The 21,045-nt window shown below is 73.7% G+C and carries 21 protein-coding genes; 16 read left to right on the forward strand and 5 right to left on the reverse strand.

What is annotated here, in order from left to right:
* The first annotated feature begins 348 nt into the window (after positions 1-348).
* Complete coding sequence (locus tag ACFV1J_RS29380) at positions 349-1,080, forward strand: SseB family protein (RefSeq protein ID WP_385863060.1); 732 nt, start codon at positions 349-351, stop codon at positions 1,078-1,080.
* 160 nt (positions 1,081-1,240) lie between these two features.
* Positions 1,241-2,011 carry an MIP family channel protein gene (locus tag ACFV1J_RS29385; RefSeq protein WP_385863063.1) on the forward strand — a complete coding sequence of 257 codons (771 nt, stop codon included), beginning with the start codon at positions 1,241-1,243 and terminating at the stop codon, positions 2,009-2,011.
* A gap of 121 nt (positions 2,012-2,132) precedes the next feature.
* On the opposite strand, the gene ACFV1J_RS29390 is transcribed toward ACFV1J_RS29385, so the two are convergent.
* Entirely contained in the window at positions 2,133-2,531 is a 399-nt protein-coding gene (locus ACFV1J_RS29390) for a DUF1844 domain-containing protein (RefSeq protein ID WP_385863065.1), read from the reverse strand.
* A 338-nt stretch (positions 2,532-2,869) separates the two neighbouring features.
* Between ACFV1J_RS29390 and infC the strand changes: the two genes are divergently transcribed.
* The 8 genes from infC to ACFV1J_RS29430 all read left to right on the forward strand — a co-directional run bounded on the left by infC (position 2,870) and on the right by ACFV1J_RS29430 (position 11,988).
* A complete protein-coding gene (gene infC, locus ACFV1J_RS29395) occupies positions 2,870-3,556 on the forward strand; it encodes a translation initiation factor IF-3 (RefSeq protein ID WP_385863066.1) in 687 nt (228 codons plus the stop codon).
* A gap of 124 nt (positions 3,557-3,680) precedes the next feature.
* A complete protein-coding gene (gene rpmI / locus ACFV1J_RS29400) occupies positions 3,681-3,875 on the forward strand; it encodes a 50S ribosomal protein L35 (protein WP_016576627.1) in 195 nt (64 codons plus the stop codon).
* A 104-nt stretch (positions 3,876-3,979) separates the two neighbouring features.
* Positions 3,980-4,363, forward strand: a complete 384-nt coding sequence (gene rplT, locus ACFV1J_RS29405) for a 50S ribosomal protein L20 (RefSeq protein WP_030413047.1) — start codon at positions 3,980-3,982, stop codon at positions 4,361-4,363.
* Positions 4,364-4,513: 150 nt separating this feature from the next.
* Positions 4,514-5,368, forward strand: a complete 855-nt coding sequence (locus ACFV1J_RS29410) for a TrmH family RNA methyltransferase (RefSeq protein WP_385863070.1) — start codon at positions 4,514-4,516, stop codon at positions 5,366-5,368.
* Between the two features lie 83 nt (positions 5,369-5,451).
* Positions 5,452-6,600, forward strand: coding sequence for an ATP-binding protein (locus ACFV1J_RS29415; protein ID WP_385863071.1), 1,149 nt, complete (start codon positions 5,452-5,454; stop codon positions 6,598-6,600).
* A gap of 195 nt (positions 6,601-6,795) precedes the next feature.
* Entirely contained in the window at positions 6,796-7,941 is a 1,146-nt protein-coding gene (gene pheS, locus ACFV1J_RS29420) for a phenylalanine--tRNA ligase subunit alpha (protein WP_385863073.1), read from the forward strand.
* Positions 7,941-10,466 carry a phenylalanine--tRNA ligase subunit beta gene (pheT, locus tag ACFV1J_RS29425; protein WP_385863075.1) on the forward strand — a complete coding sequence of 842 codons (2,526 nt, stop codon included), beginning with the start codon at positions 7,941-7,943 and terminating at the stop codon, positions 10,464-10,466. Before pheS ends, pheT begins: the two co-directional genes overlap by 1 nt.
* Before the next feature lie 277 nt (positions 10,467-10,743).
* Complete coding sequence (locus ACFV1J_RS29430; RefSeq protein ID WP_385863076.1) at positions 10,744-11,988, forward strand: PP2C family protein-serine/threonine phosphatase; 1,245 nt, start codon at positions 10,744-10,746, stop codon at positions 11,986-11,988.
* Between the two features lie 62 nt (positions 11,989-12,050).
* Here the strand turns inward: ACFV1J_RS29430 and ACFV1J_RS29435 are convergent, their stop codons facing one another.
* Positions 12,051-12,908, reverse strand: a complete 858-nt coding sequence (locus tag ACFV1J_RS29435; RefSeq protein WP_385863078.1) for a 3-hydroxybutyryl-CoA dehydrogenase — start codon at positions 12,906-12,908, stop codon at positions 12,051-12,053.
* Between the two features lie 159 nt (positions 12,909-13,067).
* On the opposite strand from ACFV1J_RS29435, the gene ACFV1J_RS29440 reads away from it, so the two are divergent.
* Positions 13,068-14,297, forward strand: a complete 1,230-nt coding sequence (locus tag ACFV1J_RS29440) for a glycoside hydrolase family 10 protein (RefSeq protein ID WP_385863079.1) — start codon at positions 13,068-13,070, stop codon at positions 14,295-14,297.
* Between the two features lie 90 nt (positions 14,298-14,387).
* Here the strand turns inward: ACFV1J_RS29440 and ACFV1J_RS29445 are convergent, their stop codons facing one another.
* Positions 14,388-14,597, reverse strand: a complete 210-nt coding sequence (locus ACFV1J_RS29445; protein ID WP_030413065.1) for a DUF1918 domain-containing protein — start codon at positions 14,595-14,597, stop codon at positions 14,388-14,390.
* Between the two features lie 232 nt (positions 14,598-14,829).
* The gene (locus tag ACFV1J_RS29450) at positions 14,830-15,807 is read right to left on the reverse strand and encodes a DMT family transporter (protein ID WP_385863082.1); all 978 of its coding nucleotides are present in this window, start codon (positions 15,805-15,807) and stop codon (positions 14,830-14,832) included.
* On the opposite strand from ACFV1J_RS29450, the gene ACFV1J_RS29455 reads away from it, so the two are divergent.
* From ACFV1J_RS29455 to ACFV1J_RS29475, 5 genes are all read left to right on the forward strand, one after another.
* On the forward strand, positions 15,806-17,302 hold the full coding sequence (locus tag ACFV1J_RS29455; RefSeq protein WP_385863084.1) for a PLP-dependent aminotransferase family protein: 1,497 nt from the start codon (positions 15,806-15,808) through the stop codon (positions 17,300-17,302). The genes ACFV1J_RS29450 and ACFV1J_RS29455 overlap by 2 nt on opposite strands.
* A gap of 76 nt (positions 17,303-17,378) precedes the next feature.
* Positions 17,379-17,831 carry a GNAT family N-acetyltransferase gene (locus ACFV1J_RS29460; protein ID WP_385863086.1) on the forward strand — a complete coding sequence of 151 codons (453 nt, stop codon included), beginning with the start codon at positions 17,379-17,381 and terminating at the stop codon, positions 17,829-17,831.
* A 65-nt stretch (positions 17,832-17,896) separates the two neighbouring features.
* Entirely contained in the window at positions 17,897-18,466 is a 570-nt protein-coding gene (locus ACFV1J_RS29465; RefSeq protein ID WP_385863088.1) for a histidine phosphatase family protein, read from the forward strand.
* Between the two features lie 273 nt (positions 18,467-18,739).
* A complete protein-coding gene (locus ACFV1J_RS29470; RefSeq protein WP_385863089.1) occupies positions 18,740-19,594 on the forward strand; it encodes a hypothetical protein in 855 nt (284 codons plus the stop codon).
* 5 nt (positions 19,595-19,599) lie between these two features.
* Positions 19,600-19,983 (forward strand): DUF4333 domain-containing protein, encoded by a 384-nt coding sequence (locus ACFV1J_RS29475; protein ID WP_385863091.1) that lies wholly within the window; start codon positions 19,600-19,602, stop codon positions 19,981-19,983.
* Between the two features lie 63 nt (positions 19,984-20,046).
* Here the strand turns inward: ACFV1J_RS29475 and ACFV1J_RS29480 are convergent, their stop codons facing one another.
* Entirely contained in the window at positions 20,047-21,009 is a 963-nt protein-coding gene (locus tag ACFV1J_RS29480) for an alpha/beta hydrolase (RefSeq protein WP_385863094.1), read from the reverse strand.
* Positions 21,010-21,045: the final 36 nt, after the last annotated feature.

Raw genomic sequence — 21,045 nt, forward strand, 5'->3', positions numbered from 1 at the left:
GTGTGGACGTAAAGCGAAGCAGTCCACACAACCGGCCCCGGAGGACCGTCACCGCACCCAAAACAACCCCGCCCGCCGCTGGGGGTACCTCCCACGCCCTTTAGGCAGTGGGGGAGCAACGGCGAGCAACACCTGCGGTGCCGCAGACGGGTACGTGGGCGGCGCCGCAAAGCGCAACGGCGAGCAACCACCACGGCGCGAAAGCCAGGTACGTACGGGGGCGCCGCAAAGCGCAACGACGAGAAGCCCCGCGGCGGGAAAGCCAGGTTCGTACGCGGCCCCCCGCGGAGCGGCACCGCACGGTGGCCCAGCCGAAACCGTCCGTCGTCCCCCCGATACGCTCGCGGGGTGCAGAAGAACATTCCCGACTCCGCCTTCTCCGACGACGACGGCTCCGCCGATCCGGCCCTGGCCGCGGCCCTGGCGGCCTACGGAACCGACCGGTCCGCCGAGCCCGAGGTGCTGACCGCACTGGCCGGCGCCCGCCTCCTCGTGCCCGTCGTCGCCCTCCTCGGGGAGGTCGAGACGGGACCGGACGGGCTGCGTCGGGAGAAGACCAGCGACATGGCCGTGCCCACCCTCCAGGCCCCGGACGGCCGCCGGGCCCTTCCCGCCTTCACCAGCATGGCGACCCTGCACCGCTGGCGCCCGGACGCCCGGCCGGTGGCCGTGCCGCTGCAGCAGGCGCTGCTGGCCGCCTCCCACGAGAAGGCCGACACCGTCGTGATCGACCTGGCGGGACCGGTCACCTACCAGCTCACCGGGCCGGCGCTGCGCGCCCTCGCCGAGGGACGGACGACCGCCGACCCGCTCGCCGACCCGGCCGTCACCGAGGCCCTGCGCGCCCTCCTCGCCGCCGAGCCGGCCGTCCTCGTCGCCCGTCTGGCGCCGTCCCGGGAGACCGACGGGACCCTCGCCCTGGGCCTGGCCGCCGACGCCCCCACCGCCGAGGTCGCCCAGCGGCTGGCCCAGGCGCTGGCCTCCGACGAGGTCCTGCGCGCCCGGCTCGTACGGGGCCTGGACCTGGCGCTCCTGCCGCCCGGCGCGGCGACCACCGGGGAACCGCTCTACCAGCGCTGACGGGCCCAGCCGTCGGGCCCGTCAGCGAGGGCTCGCCGGGCAGTGCCACGTCGCCTCCCCGGACCGCCCCACCGCGATCCGGAAGATCGCCGACGGGCGGGTTCGTCTTCCGGGCCGCACAATGCGAGGAGAGCTCAAGATCCACGCGAGGAGGGCCCCTATGGAGACGACGGAGACCCCTTCGGTCGTGACCCGCACGGTCGTGTCCGAGTTCCTCGGCACGCTGCTCCTGGTGTTCTTCGCCGTCGGCTCGGCAGTGGTGGCCGGCGAGTACATCGGCACCTTCGGCATCGCCCTGGCCTTCGGTTTCGTCATGCTGGCCCTGGCCTACGCGCTCGGCCCGATCTCCGGCTGCCACATCAACCCCGCGGTGACCCTGGGCATGCTGCTGTCCCGCCGGATCACCCCGCGGACGGCCGTCGAGTACTGGGTGGCCCAGATCCTCGGCGCCATCGTGGGTGCCGCGCTGCTCTTCCTGGTCGCCAAACAGATCCCGGGCCTGCAGACCCACGCGGCCTTCGGCACGAACGGCTGGGGCGACCGTTCGGCGGTGCACCTCAACCTCGGCGGTGCCTTCGTCGCCGAGATAGTGATGACCTTCCTCTTCGTCTTCGTGGTGCTGGCGGTCACCCACCGGATCGCCGTGATCGGCTTCGACGGCCTGCCGATCGGTCTGGCACTGGCCACCGTCCACCTCTTCGGCATCCCGCTGGACGGCACCTCCGTGAACCCGGTCCGTTCCATCGGCCCGGCGCTGTTCGCGGGCGGCGCGGCCATCACCCAGCTGTGGCTCTTCATCGTCGCGCCCCTGATCGGCGGGGCGATCGCCGCGGTGGTCCACCAGGTCACCCACCCGCCCGAGGAACCGGTGCTCGTCGCCGACCAGGCCTCGCCCCGCGAACCGACCGCGGGCCCCGGCGAACGCGTCTGACCCCGCGCGACCCGGCGAACTCGTCCGACACGACGACGAGCCCCGGCCACAGCGGCCGGGGCTCGTCGTCGTGCGGTGCTGGGTGACGCAGAAGGGGCCGCCGGACCGGCGGCCGAGGGGGCTAGCCGTAGACCGGCCCGGTGAACTTCTCGCCGGGCCCCTGCCCCGGCTCGTCCGGGACGACCGACGCCTCGCGGAAGGCCAGCTGGAGCGACTTCAGGCCGTCCCGCAGCGGTGCCGCGTGGTACGAGCCGATCTCGGTGGCGCTGGCGGTGACCAGGCCGGCCAGCGCCTGGATGAGCTTGCGCGCCTCGTCGAGGTCCTTGTGCGCCTCGCCGTCCTCGGCGAGCCCCAGGTTGACCGCCGCCGAGCTCATCAGATGCACCGCGACGGTGGTGATCACCTCGACCGCCGGGACATCGGCGATGTCACGGGTCATGGCATCGAAGTCGGGGCCCGCCGCATGGGCGGCGCCGGACGGCTGCGGGGCGTCGGACGGCTGCGGGGTCTGGTCACTCATGTCTTAAGGGCTTCTTCCTGAGGAGGGGTCGTCCCCAGCCTATGGCCCCGCTCCGCGGACCCGGCGTCCGGGAGTGCCGCCCTCGTCCGGCCGGGCCCACGCAGCCGCGTACGAGTGGGGGCCAGGGCTTGACTCGTGTATTCTGGTGTTCCGACCGGCCGGACACTCATGTGACCGGCCCACAAGTGGAGGCTCCGTTCTCCCACCCGGCCAACCTCAGGTTGGCGGGTCAACGGTCCGGCTGCGCCCCGCGGAGACTTCGCGGCGGTGCTCCAGATCTATGTGGAGCCCCGCCTGTGTCCCGTCCGGGGCATTTTGCTTTTCATGTACCGGCGCGGTTGGTCACACCGAACAGACGTTACGCGGCAGTCCGCCAGGCCGTCGCGTGGTGCTACCGAGGAGGATCCATCAGCGCCGAGCCCCGCATCAACGACCGGATTCGCGTCCCCGAGGTGCGACTCGTCGGTCCCAGTGGCGAGCAGGTCGGCATTGTGCCGCTTGCCAAGGCCCTGGAGCTTGCGCAGGAGTACGACCTCGACCTGGTCGAGGTGGCGGCGAACGCCCGTCCGCCGGTCTGCAAGCTCATGGACTACGGAAAGTTCAAGTACGAGTCGGCCATGAAGGCCCGTGAGGCGCGCAAGAACCAGGCGCACACGGTCATCAAGGAGATGAAGCTCCGGCCGAAGATCGACCCGCACGACTATGACACCAAGAAGGGTCACGTCGTCCGGTTCCTCAAGCAGGGTGACAAGGTCAAGATCACGATCATGTTCCGTGGTCGCGAGCAGTCCCGCCCCGAACTGGGCTTCCGACTGCTGCAGCGGCTCGCGGAGGACGTCCAGGAGCTCGGCTTCATCGAGTCGAACCCGAAGCAGGACGGCCGCAACATGATCATGGTCCTCGGTCCGCACAAGAAGAAGACCGAGGCGATGGCCGAGGCCCGTGAGGCGCAGGCCGCCCGCAAGGCGGAGCGCCAGGGTGGTGCTCCCGTGGAGGAGCCCGCCGGGGAGCCCGCCGAGGCGTGATCCATGGGCGAGAGCCCCGGATTCATGCCGGGGCAACCCGCCCCGGACACCAACCGATACATCTGACGCTCCCGCCAGCCGGCCCGTGCCGGTGGGAGCGCCACTGACGAGGAGAGAACGGCGCATGCCGAAGAACAAGACGCACAGCGGTGCCAGCAAGCGCTTCAAGGTCACCGGCTCCGGCAAGGTGCTGCGCGAGCGCGCCGGCAAGCGCCACCTGCTCGAGCACAAGTCGTCCCGCGTGACGCGTCGCCTCACCGGCAACGCCGAGATGGCCCCGGGCGACGCCGCGAAGATCAAGAAGCTTCTCGGCAAGTGAGTCACCTCGCCCCGCCGACCGGGCGGGGTGCGTGACTCGGACCGGGACCCAATCGATTCGGGCCGTGTGACGACAACCACGGCCCCGCTACAAGGAGTTAACAAGTGGCACGCGTCAAGCGGGCAGTCAACGCCCACAAGAAGCGTCGGGCGATCCTCGAGCAGGCCAGCGGCTACCGCGGCCAGCGCTCCCGCCTGTACCGCAAGGCGAAGGAGCAGGTCACCCACTCCCTCGTCTACAACTACAACGACCGCAAGAAGCGCAAGGGCGACTTCCGTCAGCTGTGGATCCAGCGCATCAACGCCGCTGCCCGCGCCAACGGCATGACCTACAACCGCTTCATCCAGGGTCTGAAGGCCGCCAACATCGAGGTGGACCGCAAGATCCTGGCCGACCTCGCGGTCAACGACAGCAACGCGTTCGCCGCGCTCGTCGAGGTGGCCCAGAAGGCCCTGCCGAGCGACGTCAACGCCCCGAAGGCTGCCTGAACAGCCTGACGACGTGGCCGTGACGACCGACGCGGTCGTGACGCCGTCGTGATCGGACCCGCAGGCCCCGGGCCTGCGGGTCCGCCGCTTTTCCGGCCGGGCCGCCCGGCTCCGGCCCCCGCACCGAACCACAGAAGCGAGCCGCCGCCCATGGGCACCCCCGAGCTGATCTCCCCGCGTTCCCCGCGCGTCACCGCCGCCCGGCGGCTGGCCCGCCGCGCCTTCCGCGGCAAGGAGCGCCGGTTCATCGCCGAGGGCCCGCAGGCCGTACGGGAGGCCATCGCGCACCGCACGGACGGCGACGCCACGCTCATCGAGCTGTTCGCCACCGTCGAGGCCGCCGAGCGGCACCACGAGATCGTCGGGGCGGCCCGCGCGGCCGGGGTCCGGGTGCACCTCGCCGACGACCGGACCATCGGGGACATCTCCCAGACGGTCACCCCGCAGGGCCTGCTCGGCGTCTGCCACTTCCTCGACTCGCCGTTCGAGGAGATCCTCGCCGCCCGCCCGAGGCTGGTCGCGGTGCTCGCCCACGTCCGCGACCCCGGCAACGCCGGAACGGTGCTGCGCTGCGCGGACGCCGCCGGCGCGGACGCCGTGGTGCTCACCGACGCCTCCGTCGACCTCTACAACCCCAAGTCCGTACGGGCGTCGGTCGGTTCCCTCTTCCACCTCCCGGTCGCGGTCGGCGTACCGGTCGAGCAGGTGGTGTCCGGGCTCAAGGGCGCCGGCGCGCGGATCCTCGCCGCGGACGGCGCCGGCGACCGGGACCTGGACGCCGAGCTGGACGCCGGTTCCATGGGCGGGCCCACCGCCTGGGTCTTCGGCAACGAGGCCTGGGGCCTGCCCGAGGAGACCCGGGCGCTCGCCGACGCCGTCGTCCGCGTCCCGATCCACGGCAGGGCCGAGAGCCTCAACCTCGCCACCGCCGCCGCGGTCTGTCTCTACGCCTCGGCCCGCGCCCAGCGCGGCCCCGGTGGCTGCCGCGCCGCGTCACCCGCCTGAGGGGCGTCCACCGGAACGTCCCGGGTGGTACGAGCCGAACTAGTAGTCTTGCGTGCCCGGGGGCCCGGAAGGGGGTAACGGGGATGAGTGTGAGGACTTCCGGCATCACAGCACGCGCTGACGGCGGCCCGGCCGCCGGCCCGCGGCCGGCCCGCGCGGTGGCGTCCGCCGCCCCGGAGGCCGGGCTCGGGCTCGACCCCGACGACCTTCCGGACGGCCTGGTGGTCGCCGACGCGACCGGCCGGGTCGTCTGCTTCAACGCCGCGGCCGCCGGGATCACCGGCCTCGCCCCCGAGGACGCGCTCGGCCGCCCCCTGGAGGAGGCCCTGCCGCTCCAGGACATCGAGGGCCGCCGCTGGTGGCGGCTGACCGACCCCTACGGCGGGCTCGCCATCCGCCGCGGCCAGCCCGAGCGCAATCTGCTGCTCGGCGGCCGCGAGGTGCTGGTCTCCGCCCGCTACGTCCGCGGCCGGCCGGGCGGGCCGGTCGAGCGGCTGGTGATCGCGCTGCGCGGCACCGAGGCCCGGCGCCGCACCGAGCTCAGCCACGCCGAGCTCATCGCGACCGTCGCCCACGAGCTGCGCTCGCCGCTGACCTCCGTCAAGGGCTTCACCGCCACCCTCCTCCAGAAGTGGGAACGCTTCACCGACGACCAGAAGCGGCTGATGCTGGAGACGGTCGACGCCGACGCCAACCGTGTCACCCGCCTGATCGCCGAGTTGCTGGACATCTCCCGGATCGACTCCGGGCGGCTGGAGGTGCGCCGGCAGCGGGTCGACATGATCGCCGCGGTGCGCCGGCACGTCCAGGCCCAGACCACCGCGGGTCAGCGGCCGGACCGCTTCCTGATCCGGATGCGGGAACCACTGCCCGATCTGTGGGCGGACCCGGACAAGGTGGACCAGGTGCTGGGCAACCTCCTGGAAAATGCGGTGCGCCACGGCGAGGGAACGGTCACCATCGAGGTCGGACCGGCAACGGAAGCGACCAGCACGGAGGGGACGAGCGTCACCGTGAGCGACGAGGGCCCCGGCATCCCGGAGGAGTCGATGAGCCGCGTGTTCACCCGCTTCTGGCGGGGCAGCAAGCGCGGCGGCACCGGCCTGGGCCTCTACATCGTCAAGGGCATCGTCGAGGCCCACGGCGGCACGATCACGGTCGGCCGGGCACCCGCCGGCGGTGCCCAGTTCCGATTTAGCCTGCCCGTCGCGGCCCCGGCCTTCTTGGCGTAAGGGGAAGCGGCGGGCGCCCCGCACCGGGGACCTCGGGCCGGCCGCGCTGCCCGTCCCCCTTAGACTTGACCTTTGGCACCTTTGGCGCACAGGCATCGCGGGCGCAGCGCGGGTTCGGCCCTCACGACCCATGTGATCGAAGAGCCGAGACGAAGCGAGCCGAGCCAAGCCAGTCCACCGGAAGCACGGGAAGAGATGTCCGCACCCAATAAGTCGTACGACCCTGTCGAGGTCGAAGCCCTGAAACCGGAAGAGATCGCCGCCCGGCTGGACGAGGCGCTGGCCGCCATCGCCGCCGCGGCCGATCTGGAGGAGCTGCGCGAGGTGAAGGTCGCCCACGCCGGTGACCGCTCGCCGCTCGCCCTCGCCAACCGGGAGATCGGTGCCCTGCCGCCGCACGCCAAGGCGGACGCCGGCAAGCGCGTCGGCCAGGCCCGCGGCCGCGTCAACCAGGCACTCAAGGCCCGCCAGGAAGAGCTGGAGGCGGAGCGCGACGCGCGGGTGCTGGTCGAGGAGGCGGTGGACGTCACGCTGCCCTACGACCGCGTCCCGGCCGGCGCCCGGCACCCGCTCACCACGTTCATGGAGCGGGTCGCGGACGTCTTCGTCGCGATGGGCTACGAGATCGCCGAGGGCCCCGAGGTCGAGGCGGAATGGTTCAACTTCGACGCCCTGAACTTCGTGCCGGACCACCCGGCGCGCCAGATGCAGGACACCTTCTTCGTCAAGGCCAACGGCGCCACGTCCGACGGCGGCTCCGCCGCGGGCGATGAGTCCGGTGTCGTGCTGCGCACCCACACCTCGCCGGTCCAGGCCCGCACCCTGGTCGACCGCGAGCCGCCGGTCTACGTCGTCTGCCCGGGGCGGGTCTACCGCACCGACGAGCTGGACGCGACGCACTCCCCGGTCTTCCACCAGATCGAGCTGCTCGCCGTCGACGAGGGCCTGACCATGGCCGACCTCAAGGGCACCCTCGACCACATGGTCCGGGCGCTGTTCGGCCCCGGCATGAAGACCCGGCTGCGGCCCAACTACTTCCCGTTCACCGAGCCGTCCGCCGAGATGGACATGGTCTGCTACGTCTGCCGTGGCGAGTCCGTGGGCAACCCCGACCGTCCGTGCCGCACCTGCTCCAGCGAGGGCTGGATCGAGCTGGGCGGCTGCGGGATGGTCAACCCCAAGGTGCTCATCGCCTGCGGCGTCGACCCGGAGAAGTACAGCGGCTTCGCCTTCGGTTTCGGAATCGACCGGATGCTGATGTTCCGGCACAACGTGGAAGACATGCGCGACATGTTCGAGGGCGACGTCCGGTTCACCCGGCCGTTCGGGATGGAGATCTGATGCGGGTCCCGCTTTCTTGGCTGCGGGAGTACGTCGACCTGCCGGCGACGGCGACCGGCCGGGACGTACAGGAGAAGCTCATCACGGTCGGCCTGGAGGTCGAGACCGTCGAGCGCCTCGGCGCGGACCTCAAGGGTCCGCTCGTCGTCGGCCAGGTGCTGACCATCGAGGAGCTGGAGGGCTTCAAGAAGCCGATCCGCTTCTGCACGGTCGACGTCGGCCGGACCAACGGCACCGGTGAGCCGCAGGAGATCGTCTGTGGCGCGCGGAACTTCTCGGTCGGCGACAAGGTCGTGGTCGTCCTCCCCGGCGCCGTGCTCCCCGGCGACTTCAAGATCGCCGCGCGCAAGACGTACGGCAAGACGTCGCACGGCATGATCTGCTCCGGCGACGAGCTGGGCATGGGCGACGACGGCTCGCACGGCATCATCGTGCTGCCGCCGGAGACCGAGGTCGGCACCGACGCCATCGAGCTGCTGGAGCTCGTCGACGAGGTGCTGGACATCGCCGTCACCCCGGACCGCGGCTACTGCCTGTCGATGCGCGGCGTGGCCCGCGAGGCCGCCACCGCCTACGGGCTGCCGCTGCGCGACCCGGCGCTGCTGGACGTCCCGCCGCCGAACGCCACCGGCTACCCGGTCCAGGTCGCCGACCCGATCGGCTGCGACCGCTTCACCGCGCGGACGGTCACCGGCCTGGAGCCCGGCGCCCGCACCCCGCTGTGGATGCAGCGCCGGCTGCAGAAGGCCGGTATGCGCCCGATCTCGCTGGCCGTCGACATCACCAACTACGTGATGCTGGAGCTCGGCCAGCCGCTGCACGCCTACGACCGCGCCACGGTCGAGGGCCCGATCGGCGTCCGCCGGGCCACCCCCGGCGAGAAGCTGACCACCCTGGACGGCACCAAGCGCGCGCTGGACGCCGGGGACCTGGTCATCACCGACAACCGCGGCCCCATCGGCCTCGCCGGTGTCATGGGCGGCGCCAACACCGAGATCGCCGCCCCGGTCACCGACCCGGAGACCGGTGAGCTGCGCGGCACCACGGACGTCGTGATCGAGGCCGCGCACTTCGACCCGATCGCCATCGCCCGTACGGCGCGCCGGCACAAGCTGTCCTCCGAGGCGGCCAAGCGCTTCGAGCGCGGGGTGGACCCCGAGGCGGCGTCCGCGGCGGCCCAGCGCACCGTCGACCTGCTGGTGCTGCTCGCCGGCGGCACCGCCGGGGAAGGCGTCACCGAGGTCGTCTCGCCCCGCGGGCCGCGCACGATCACCATCCCGGCCAACCACCCGGACAAGGTCGCCGGTGTCACCTACGGCCGGGAGACCGTCGTCCGCCGCCTCCAGCAGGTCGGCTGCGACGTCTACGGCCAGGACGAGCTGGTCGTCACCGTGCCGTCCTGGCGGCCGGACCTCTCCGACCCCAACGACCTGGCCGAAGAGGTCATCCGCCTGGAGGGCTACGAGAACCTGCCCTCCACCCTGCCGAAGCCGCCGGCCGGCCGGGGCCTGACCGAGCGTCAGCGGCTGCACCGCAGGGTCGGCCGGGCGCTGGCCGGCGCCGGCTACGTCGAGACGCTGAACTACCCGTTCACCGGCTCGCACGTCCTCGACCAGCTCGGCATCGAGCCGGACGACCCGCGCCGCTCGGCGGTCACCCTCGTCAACCCGCTCTCCGACGAGGAGCCCGACCTCCGCACCACGCTCCTCCCCGGGCTGCTGGGCGCGCTGCGCCGCAACTACGGCCGGGGCACGCACGACCTGGCGCTCTTCGAGACCGGTCCGGTCTTCCGGGCGACCGGTGACGAGAAGCCGGCCAGCCGGCTGGTCGTCGACCGCCGGCCGACCGACGACGAGATCGCCTCGCTGGACGCCTCGCTGCCGCAGCAGCCGCGGCGCGCCGCGGTGGTCCTCGCCGGCCACCGCGAGCAGCCCGGCTGGTGGGGCGCCGGCCGCCCGTCCGACTGGGCGGACGCCATCGAGGCCGGCCGTACGGTCGCCCGTGAGGCGGGCGTCGAGCTGATCGTCCGTCAGGACCAGCACGCGCCGTTCCACCCGGGCCGGTGCGCGGCGCTGCTCGCCGTCGTCGACGGCGAGGAGGTCCTCGTCGGCAACGCCGGTGAGCTGCACCCGCGGGTCATCAAGACGCTGTCCCTGCCGGAGCGCACCTGCGCGATGGAGATCGACCTGGACCGTCTGGAGCGGGCCGGCACCGGCCCGCTGAAGGCGCCCACGATCTCCTCGTTCCCGGTCGCCACCCAGGACGTGGCGCTGGTCGTCGACGACACCGTCCCGGCGGCGGACGTCGAGGCCGCGCTGCGCGACGGAGCCGGTGAACTCCTCGAAGCGCTGCGGCTGTTCGACATCTTCACCGGTGAGCAGCTCGGCGCCGGCAAGAAGTCGCTGGCGTACGCGCTGCGCTTCCGCGCCGCGGACCGCACGCTGACCGCGGAGGAGGCCTCGGCCGCCCGGGACGCGGCGGTGGCGGCTGCGGTGGAGCGGACCGGAGCGGTGCTGCGCGGCTGACCCGCGCACAGGCCCGGACGAGGGCGTGGACGGCAACGGCCGGCCACGCCCTCTCGGCTATCCGGCCGACCGGCGGGCAGCTCGCCCGCAGAGCGTTGCGCCGGTGGACCCCTCGTCGCATGCGGTGCCGATTTGTCGACGATCCGATCCATACACCATCACCCAATCGGGTGGTGGTCTACGGTTCGTCGTGGAACGGACACGGAACGTCGCGAGAATCGTTCCGGTCGAGCCAGGACCACCGGCTGGGGGAACCATCGGCATGATCCGAGCCTGGGTGAGGACAGGCGCAAGCGCCGGGGCGCGGCGTGCCCGGCGGGGCTTCGTCCTCGTGCTGCCGGGACTCTGGGTGCTGGGGGTGGTCAGCTGGGAGCTCTGCCAGCCGACCAGCGGCCGGCTGCTGCAACTCCTCGCCGCGGCGCCGGCCATCGCCTGTGCGGGCACCGGCCGCCGGCAGTGCGTCCTGCTCGGCGGGGTCTGTGCGCTGGTCGCGCTGGTCCCGTTCGGCGTGGCCGGGGCCGGCCCCGGCCCGGGCACCCGCCTGATGACCTGCGGGGCGATCCTCGCGGTGGTCGGCGCCAGCTATCTGACGGCCGGTCGCCGGCTGCGATTGCTGCACGAGCTGGAGCGCACCCGCGAGGTCGCCACGGCCGCCCAGCGGGTCCTGCTGCGGCCGCTGCCGCCCCGGATCGGCGGACTGGTCCTGGCGGCCGACCACCTCTCCGCGAGCGAGGGTGCCGTGGTCGGCGGGGACCTCTACGAGGTCGTCGGCACCCGGTACGGCGTCCGGGCGGTGATCGGCGACGTCCGCGGGCACGGCCTCGCGGCCATAGGCACGGTCGGGGCGATGCTGGGCGGCTTCCGCGAGGCCGCGCACGACGAGCCCGAACTCACCGGCGTGCTGCGGAGGTTGGAGCGGACCCACCAGCGGCACCTGGGGGAGCGGGCGCGCCGGCCGGACCCGGCGGACGGCGGCGGTGCGGCGGGCCCGTCCGGGGAGGAGTTCGTGACGCTGCTGCTGGTCCAGATCACCCAGGACGGCTCGGTGACGGCGCTCAACTGCGGGCACCCCTGGCCGTACCGCCTCGTGTGGCGGGCGGTGGACCCGGTGGTGCCGCTCACCCCGGGTGAGCCGATGCCGCCGCTCGGGCTGTTCCCGCTCCCGGCGGACGCCGCGCCGGTGTGCTGCGGGCGGCTGCGGCCCGGGGAGGGACTGTTCCTGCACACCGACGGCGCGGTGGAGGCCCGGGACGGTACCGGGGAGTTCTTCCCGCTGGCGCAGCGGCTGCACAGCAGCGTGGCGACGGCCGCCGGGGCGCCCGGGCCCGCGCCGGCCGGGGTGGTGGACGACGTACGGGAGGCGCTGCTGCGGCATGCCGGCGGGCGGCTGCCGGACGATGTCGCGTTCGTCCTGCTCTGCGCGGACGGCACGGGCGGCGATCCGGCCGTACCGGTCACCGCCACGGGCGCGCACACCCCGTGGGAAGCCGGGTTCACCACGCTCAACGGGCGGAGTGGTTGAGGGAGATGGGGAAGGGCCGGCGGACGGTGTCCGCCGGCCCCGGGGTCCTGCCGGGCCCGGACTCAGTACGGGTAGAAGCCCGAACCGCTCTTGCGGCCCAGCCGGCCCGCGTCCACCATTCGCTGGAGCAGCGGGGGAGCGGCGTACAGGGGCTCCTTGTACTCCTCGTACATGGACGCGGCGACCGAGGCGACGGTGTCCAGGCCGATCAGGTCGGACAGCTTGAGCGGGCCCATCGGGTGGGCGCAGCCCAGCTCCATGCCGTTGTCGATGTCCTCACGGCTGGCGATGCCGGACTCGAACATCCGGATCGCGGAGAGCAGGTACGGGATGAGCAGGGCGTTGACCACGAAGCCGGAGCGGTCCTGGGCGCGGATGGCGTGCTTGTCCAGCACGTTCTGGACCAGCGCCTCGGAGCGCTTGATGGTCTCCTCGCCGGTGGTCAGCGCCGGGATGAGCTCCACCAGCTTCTGCACCGGCGCCGGGTTGAAGAAGTGGATGCCGATGACCTGGTCCGGGCGGGAGGTGGCCACCGCCAGCTTCACCAGCGGGATCGAGGAGGTGTTGGACGCCAGGATCGCGTCCGGGCGGCTGACGACCTGGTCGAGAACCTGGAAGATCTCGGTTTTGACCTGCTCGTTCTCCACCACGGCCTCGATGACGAGGTCGCGGTCGGCGAACTCCCCGAGGTCGGTGGTGAAGCTGAGCCGGTCGAGCGTCGCGTCGCGTTCCTCGGTGGTGATCTTGCCGCGTTCGGCGGCCTTGCCGAGGGAGTTGGTCAGGCGGGTACGCCCCAGCTCCAGGGCCTCGCCGGTGGTCTCGGCGACCATGACGTCCAGCCCGGCGCGGGCGCACACCTCGGCGATGCCTGCGCCCATCTGGCCGCAACCGACCACTCCGACGCGTTCGATGTCCGTCACCTCGTGCCTTTCGCTGATCTTCAGGACCGGCGGTACGCCGTAAGGGTCCGGCGGCCGCCTCGGCCCCGACGTTACTCCGCGCGGTGCTGGGCCACGGCTTCCGGGGCGGGCATTCTGAGCCCGCAGGACGGGACGAACCGGACAAGCTGGGGATTTTTGATGAGACGGATCACACGCAGGGTGTTCGGCAGGGCGGCGATCGGTATGGCGGGCTCCTTGCTCGGGGCGGCGGCCGGCGGACCGGCCGGGGGAGCGGCGCGGCGCGAGATGCGCGGGATGTGGCTGGCGACCGTCGGCAACCTGGACTGGCCCTCGCGCCCGAAGCTGACCGTGGCCGAGCAGCAGCGCGAACTGCGCGCCCACTTCGACGCGGCGGTCGCGCACCGGCTCAACACGGTGTTCTTCCAGGTGCGGGCCGCCGCGGACGCGCTCTGGCCGTCGCCGTACGAGCCCTGGGCCGCGTCGCTGACCGGGCAGCAGGGCCGCGATCCGGGCTGGGACCCGCTGGACTTCGCGGTCCGCGAGGCGCACCGGCGCGGCCTCGAACTGCACGCCTGGTTCAACCCGTACCGGGTCGCCAACCACGCCGATCCGGGCCGGCTGACCGCCGACCACCCGGCCCGCCGGCACCCCGAGTGGATCGTGCCGTACGGCGGCAAGCTCTACTACAACCCCGGTCTGCCCGAGGTCCGCACCTTCGTCCAGGACGCGATGCTCGACGCGGTGGAGCACTACTCCGTCGACGGGGTGCACTTCGACGACTACTTCTACCCGTATCCGGCCGCCGGCAAGAGCTTCGACGACGACGAGGCCTACGACACCTACGGCGAGGACTTCGACAACCGGGCCGACTGGCGGCGGGACAACATCGACCGGCTGGTGTACGAGATGGCGCAGCGACTCGACGACGGCGGTCAACAGGAGGACCGCGGGGTGCGGTTCGGCGTCAGCCCGTTCGCGGTCTGGCGCAACCAGGCCACGGACCCCAACGGCTCCCGCACCCAGGCCGGGGTCGAGACCTACGACGACCTCTACGCCGACACCCGCCGCTGGGTGCGTGAGGGCTGGCTGGACTACATCGTGCCGCAGGTCTACTGGCCGATCGGCACCAAGGCCGCCGACTACGCCGAACTGGTGCCGTGGTGGTCCCGGACCGTGGACGGCACCGGCGTCGACCTCTACATCGGCGAGGCGCTCTACAAGGCCGGCGACAGTCAGCCGGCGGCCTGGAAGAACCCGGCCGAACTGTCCCGCCATCTCACCTTCGCCCGCGACTACCCGCAGGTCGGCGGGCACGTCTACTTCTCGGCGAAGTCGGTGGCCAAGGACCGGGTGGGCGCGCTGGCCCGGGTCGTGCGCGACCACTACGGCAGCGCGGCACGGCCCTAGGGGCATCGCCCCGGGTCCGTCCGCGCGGCTCGGGTCGGGTGGCGGGGCCTCGCGGCCCCGGTGGTCCTCGGTCGGTGGGTCGAGGGGGTGTCAGCGGCCGGGTTCGACGTCGGAGGTCTTGGCGTGCCGGACGACCGAGTCGGGCCCGGGCGAGACGATCGCCTCATGTCCGTCCTCCGCGCGGACGCGGTAGGGCGGATCGCCGTTCGTGCCCAGTACCTCGACGATTTCCACGACCCGGTCGTGATGCCCGACGGTCCTGCCGTGCACCACCAGCCGGTCGCCCTTGGTCGCGTGCATCAGGGTCCTCCCCGCTTCGGGCGGCCATGCGACCCGAACGGCCGACGAGGGGACGGCCGAGCGGTTGAACGGCCAACGGATTTTGGGGTTTACGGGCCTCGCGCGGCCCGGACGGCGCGCTATCTGCCGTCGCGGCAAGTTTACGTCCGCGGGGCCGCGGCGCACCCGGGGAACGGGCCGCCGGTTCCGCTCGAACCGGCGGCCGGGCCCCGGGACGCCGCGGCCGGGCCGGTCACCCGCGGGCCCGCTGGGTGACCGCGATGCAGGCCAGGACCGCCAGTGCCGTCGCGGGCGCGGCCGGCGGCAGCCGTTCGCCGAGCAGCAGCACCGACCAGACCAGGGTCAGCAGCGGCTGGGCGAGCTGGAGCTGGCTCGCCTTGGAGACGCCGATCACGGCCATCCCGCGGTACCAGACCACCAGCCCCAGGAACTGCGAACCGGCCGCCAGCCACAGCAGTCCGGTGACCGCGTGCGCGGTCAGCCGCAGCGGCTCGGTGGTCAGCGCGACCGCCGCGCCCGCCACCGTCACCGGCAGGCACAGCACCAGCGCCCAGCCGATCACCTGCCAGCCCGGTATGTGGCGGGCCAGCCGGCCGCCCTCGGTGTAGCCGGCCGCGCACACCAGCAGCGCCGCGAACAGCAGCAGATCGCTGCGGCCCGGGGCGCCGCCGCTCTGCTGCACCGCGAAGCCGAGGACCACGGCGGCGCCGATCAGGGACGCCACCCAGAAGGTGCGGGACGGGCGGGCCCCGGTCCGCAGGGCCGAGCAGGCGGCGGTGGTCAGCGGCAGCAGGCCGACCACGACGGCCGCGTGTGACGTGGTGGAGGTTTGCAGGGCCAGCGTGGTCAGCAGCGGGAACCCGAGCACCACACCGCCCGCCACGACCGCGATCCCGGCCCAGTGGCGCCGCTCGGGGAGGCGCACCCGGAGGACGGCCAGCGCGCCGCCGGCCAGTACGGCGGCCAGCACGCTGCGCAGCATCACCACGGTCCACGGCCCCATGCCCTCAAGCGCCCAGGCGGTCCCGGGGAAGGTGAGGGAGAAGGACGCCACGCCCAGGCCGGCGAGCAGGACCCCGCGGGCGGCCGGGGTGCGGCCGGTGGCCCCGGCGGTCTCCGGGGCGGCGCCGCCGGCGGCGGTCGCGGAGGACGGGGCGGGGGCGTTCACCGCTACCGGAGCGGCGGCAGTAGCGCTATCGTTGGTTCTCATGCAAGAGCGTAGCAGTGTGGCAGAGCTGGCCGCGAGCCTGAGGAATGAGCTGGACCGCTACTCTCCCGGAGAGAAGCTGCCGTCGAGCCGGACCCTGGTGGAGCGGTATCGCGTCAGCCCGGTGACCGTCTCCCGGGCCCTCGCCGAACTCGTCGCCGAGGGGCTGGTCACCACCCGGCCCGGCGCCGGCGCCTTCCGGGCCGAGCCCCCGGCGGCGGCCCCCAAGCCGGTCGACACCTCCTGGCAGGAGATCGCGCTCAGCGCCGAACCGGGCGGCGACCAGGTGCCGCGCAGTGTCGACGCCTCGGGCGTGGTGGCCACCCTCGCCCGCCCGGCCCCCGGCGTCATCGAGCTCAACGGCGGCTATCTGCACCCCGACCTGCAGCCCGAACGCGCCCTCGCCGCCGCCCTGGCCCGGGCCGGCCGCCGGCCGGGCGCCTGGGCGCGGCCCCCGGTCGACGGCGTGCCGGAGCTGCGCGCCTGGTTCGCCCGGGAGATCGGCGGTCCCGGCGGCGCGCTCGCCGCGAGCGACGTACAGATCACCGCGGGCGGCCAGAACGCGCTGACCGCCGCGCTGCGCGCGCTCGCCGCGCCCGGCGCACCCGTACTCGTCGAATCGCCGACCTACCCCGGCATGCTCGCCGTCGCCCGGGCCTCCGGCCTGCGTCCGGTCCCGGTCCCGGTGGACGCGGACGGCGTACGGACGGACCTGCTCGCCGACGCCTTCCGGGCCAGCGGCGCCCGGCTCTTCGTCTGCCAGCCGCTGTTCCAGAACCCGACCGGGGCGGTGCTCTCCGCCGAGCGGCGGCGCGAGGTGCTCCGGGTGGCCCGGGCGGCCGGTGCCTTCGTGATCGAGGACGACTTCGCCCGGCTGCTGGTCCACGACGACGCGGCCGGGCTGCCGCCGACCCTGATGGCGGACGACCGGGACGGCACCGTCGTGCACATCCGCTCCCTGACCAAGGCCACCTCGCCCAACCTCCGGGTGGCCGCGCTGGCCGCCCGCGGTCCGGTCCGCGACCGGCTGCGCGCCATCCAGGTCGTCGACAACTTCTTCGTGCCCGGGCCGCTCCAGGAGACCGCCCTGGAACTGGTCGGATCGCCCGCCTGGAGCCGTCATCTCCGGTTCATCGCGGGGGAGTTGACCGTCCGCCGGAACGCGCTGACCACGGCGCTCGTGGACCGGCTGCCGGCCCTCGCCGGGCCCGGCGCCCCGTACGGCGGCATCGCCGGCCGGGACGGCGGACCGTTCGTGCCGTGCGGCGGCTACCAGCTCTGGCTGCGGCTGCCGGACGGCGCCGACGAGGCCGCGCTGACGGATGCCGCGCTGCGTGCCGGGGTCGCGGTCGCGGCCGGCCGCCCGTACTTCGCCGCCGAACCACCGGCCGGGCACCTCCGGCTCAGCTTCGCGGCCGCGGCCGGCCCGGCCGAGATCACCGAGGGCGTCCGACGGCTGCGCACGGCCTGCGACGAGCTGGGGGTGGCCGTCGCATGACGGCGCACGGCGGCACGGCGGCGGCCGGGGGCACACCGGTTCGACGCCGCCGCCGCCCGTCTGGGAATCTCCCGGCATGAACGCGCACGCCCTCGACGGCTACGAGATCTCCACCGACCCGGCCCGCCTGGACACCGACCTGGTCCACACCTGGCTCGCCACCGACGCCTACTGGGCCCTGGACCGGCCGCGGGCCCTGCACGACCGTGCCGTCGCGGGCTCGCTCAACTTCGGCCTGTACGCGTCCGGTTCCGGCCGCCAGGTGGCGTACGCCCGGGTCGTGACCGATCACGCCACCTTCGCCTGGCTCTGTGACGTCTACGTCTGCCGGGACGACCGCGGCAAGGGGCTGGGCACGGCCCTGGTCGAGGCCATCGCCGACCACCTGGCGCCCAGCGGGCTGAACCGGCTCACCCTCGCCACCAAGGACGCCCACGGCGTCTACGAGAAGGTCGGCTTCCGGCCGCTGGTGGCGCCCGAGCAGTGGATGACCCTAGGGCTGATCGACCCGGGCCCGCTCGGGATATGAGCGGCTCCGCTCGGGATCCGCGCAAGCGAGGTCCGGTCGGCCGGTCCTCCTCTTACCATCGGCGAATGAGCGTTCGCCTCACCCTGCTGGCCGCGGCCCGCAGCTCCGCGCTGCTCGCGACGCAGTTCGACGACGACCGCCCGCTCGACGCGATGGGCTGGCAGGAGGTCGAGCGGGCCGCGCCCGTGCTGTGCCGGCTCGCCGCCGCCGAGCTGCGCTACTGCTCGCCGTCCGCGCGCTGCCGGGAGACCGGGGAGGGGCTGGGCCTGCGCCCGCTGCCCCAGCCGGCGCTGCGCGACTGCGACATGGGGCGCTGGCGCGGCCGCACCCTGGGGGAGGTCACGGCCGCCGAGCCGGCCGCGGTCGAGACCTGGCTGGCCGACCCGCGCTCGGCCCCGCACGGCGGGGAATCGCTGCTGGCCTTCATCACCCGCGTCGGGCGCTGGCTGGACACCCGCCCGGTCGAGGACGCCGCGGGACTGCTCGCGGTCGGCGAGCCCGGCGTGGTCCGGGCCGCCCTGGTCTACGCCCTCCAGGCGCCGCCGCACGCGTTCTGGCGCATCGAGGTCCAGCCGCTGTCGGTGGTCACCCTCACCGGCCACGCCGGCAAGTGGGACCTCCGGCTGGAGTCATGAGGGGCCCCGTCCTCGGTCCTGCGCGTCTCCGGTCCCTGTTCGTCTCCGGCCCTGCGCGTCCTCGGTCCCGCGCGTCGCCGGTCCCGTCCTCACTCTCCGTCACGGACCGTCACCACCCGGAAAGCCCATCCCGGGTACTCCGCTGTCCGGGGCATGTGCACCCGCTGTGACCTGCGTGAACGGTGACGGCGGCGGCATCTTCCCAGGTCGCGGGCGGCGGCCGCGGCGCCCATCGAGGTGCGGGCCGGCGGGCGGGGCGCTTCTCTGTGGGGTATGCACATAAGCCACATTCCTCTCTATGCGCTGGCGGCCGGTGGTCTGGCGGTGTCCGTCCTGCTCTTCGGTGACGGGGACGGCGCGGACGCCGCCACCGACGCGGTGGGCGAGGCGGTGGGCGGCGCCGCGTCCAAGGCCGCCTCCGGCCTCGCGCCGGACGCCTCCGGTGCGGTCACCGTCCAGCCCGAGCGGGTGGCGCCGGGCGGGGCGTTCTCGGTGTACGACGGCGGCCTCTGCGCGGGCGGGTCCGCCGAGGCCCGCTTCGACGGTGCGGACATCCCGGTGCTGCGGCTGTCCGCGATGGGCAACCAGGCGGGCGCCACCGCGGCCCTGCCGGCGGGCGTCGCCCCGGGCACGTACCGGGTCACCGTCGTCTGCCGCGGCGGAACGGACACCCGGCAGCACCACGCGGTGTACGAGGCGGCCGGCGGCCGGGCGGCCGGTGGCAGCCGGGAGGACGGGGGGCGGAAGGCGGCGAAGGCCGCCACCGGCACCCTGACCGTCACGGACGGCCCGCTCCTGGCCACCCCGGTCTCCGACGGCACCGGGGCGTTCTCCGGCGGCGCGGACCCCGAGGACGGCGCCCCGGCGGACAGGGCGCTCTCCGACGATGCGCGGCTGGATGAATCCCGGCTCGATGATTCCGGGCTCGATGATTCCGGGCTCTCCGACGGGCCTTCCGACGACTCCGGCCGGTACCTCCCCCAGGGCGGCTCGCGCACCGGTCTCGGCGGGGCGGCCGACCGCGACGGCGACCGGACGGCGGCGGTGCTCGGCGGACTGGTGCTGGTCGGCGCGGCCGGCCGGGGCGTGTACGCCTCCCTCCGGCGCCCCCGCCGGGCCCAGGGCTGACGGCGGTGACCGGTCCACCGCCGCCCCGGCGTGCCCCGGCCGGCGGGCTGCTCCTCGGCCTGCTCACCGCCCTCCTCGCGGCCGGCACCGCCCTCCTCGTACTCGTCGTGCCCCCGCTGTACGGCCGGGACGCGACCAGCGAGGTCGACGACGGCACCCACACCGTCCCGCGCAGCGAGATCGCCCGCACCCTCAGCGGCCAGCTCACCCTCCCGTTCCGCACCGGCCCGGACGCGGTGCGCTGCTCGGGCGATCTGCGGCCGGTACGGTCCGCCGCGGTGCGCTGTACGGCGCACTTCCCGGTCGGCCGGGACCGCCACCTGACCGTCGAGGTCACCCACGTCCAGGACAACAAGGTGACCTACCGCCGGCGCTCCGTTCCCCACTGAGTCTCCCCACTGAGCCCCCTTCCGGCGGGCCGGCGGTCTCCGGCCCGCCGGGGACCCGGCCCGTCAGGTGAGGGCGGTGCGCAGCGCCGTCAGCCAGTGGTCGGTGGTGCGGCGGGCCAGGCCGGATTCCGGCGCGTACGCCTCGAAGAAGTGCCAGGCGCCGGGGACGTCCTTGACCTCGACCGGAACGTCCGCCTCCGTCAGGCGCCGGGCGTACTCCAGCCCTTCGTCGCGGAGCGGGTCGAGACCGCAGGTCAGGACGTACGCGGGCGGCAGTCCGGTGAGGTCGGTGGCCCGGCCGGGGGCCGCGTAGGCGGGGGTGTCGGGGCCGCGGTCGGGGCCGAGGTAGACGTCCCAGGTGTGCGCGATGCCCGGGCCGTTGATGATGCGCCGGTCCTCGATCCGCCGCCGGGAGGCGGTCCGGTCGCGGTCGTCGAGGCAGGGGATCAGCAGGCACTGGAAGGCGATCCGCGGCCCCTGGCGGTCGCGGGCCATCAGGCAGACGGCGGCGCTCAGATTGCCGCCGGCGGAGGCCCCGGTGACGGCGATCCGGTCGGGGTCGATGCCGAGTTCGTCCGCCGACGCGGTCATCCACTCCAGCGTGGCGTAGCAGTCCTCGACCCCGGCCGGATAGCGGTGTTCGGGGGCCAGCCGGTAGTGGACGTTGACCACCACCGCCCCCGCGGCGACACAGGCGTGGCGCGCCATCGGGCTGGGCCCGTCCAGCTCCCCGTACGCGAAGCCGCCGCCGTGCAGGTAGAGGACGCCGGGCAGCACCCCCTCGGCCCCGGCGGGGCGCAGCACCTGCACGTCGAGGGGGTTGCCGTCCGGCCCCTGGACGGTCAGTTCCCGCACGGTCACCCGCGGGTCGTGGGCCGGCATCAGCGGTGCCATGAGCTGCCGGAAGCCGCTGCGCACCGCCTCGATGTCGGCGTACGGGTCGGCGGGTCGTGGGGGCAACCGGTCGAGGATTCCGGCGAGTTCGGGATGCGGGCGGACGGTGGTCGTGGTGGTGCGGCCGGTCATGGGGTTCCCCGTTCCTGTGGTGCGTGCTTCCAACCA

The sequence above is a fragment of the Streptomyces sp. NPDC059649 genome (assembly GCF_042734445.1).
Classification (GTDB): Bacteria; Actinomycetota; Actinomycetes; order Streptomycetales; family Streptomycetaceae; genus Streptomyces.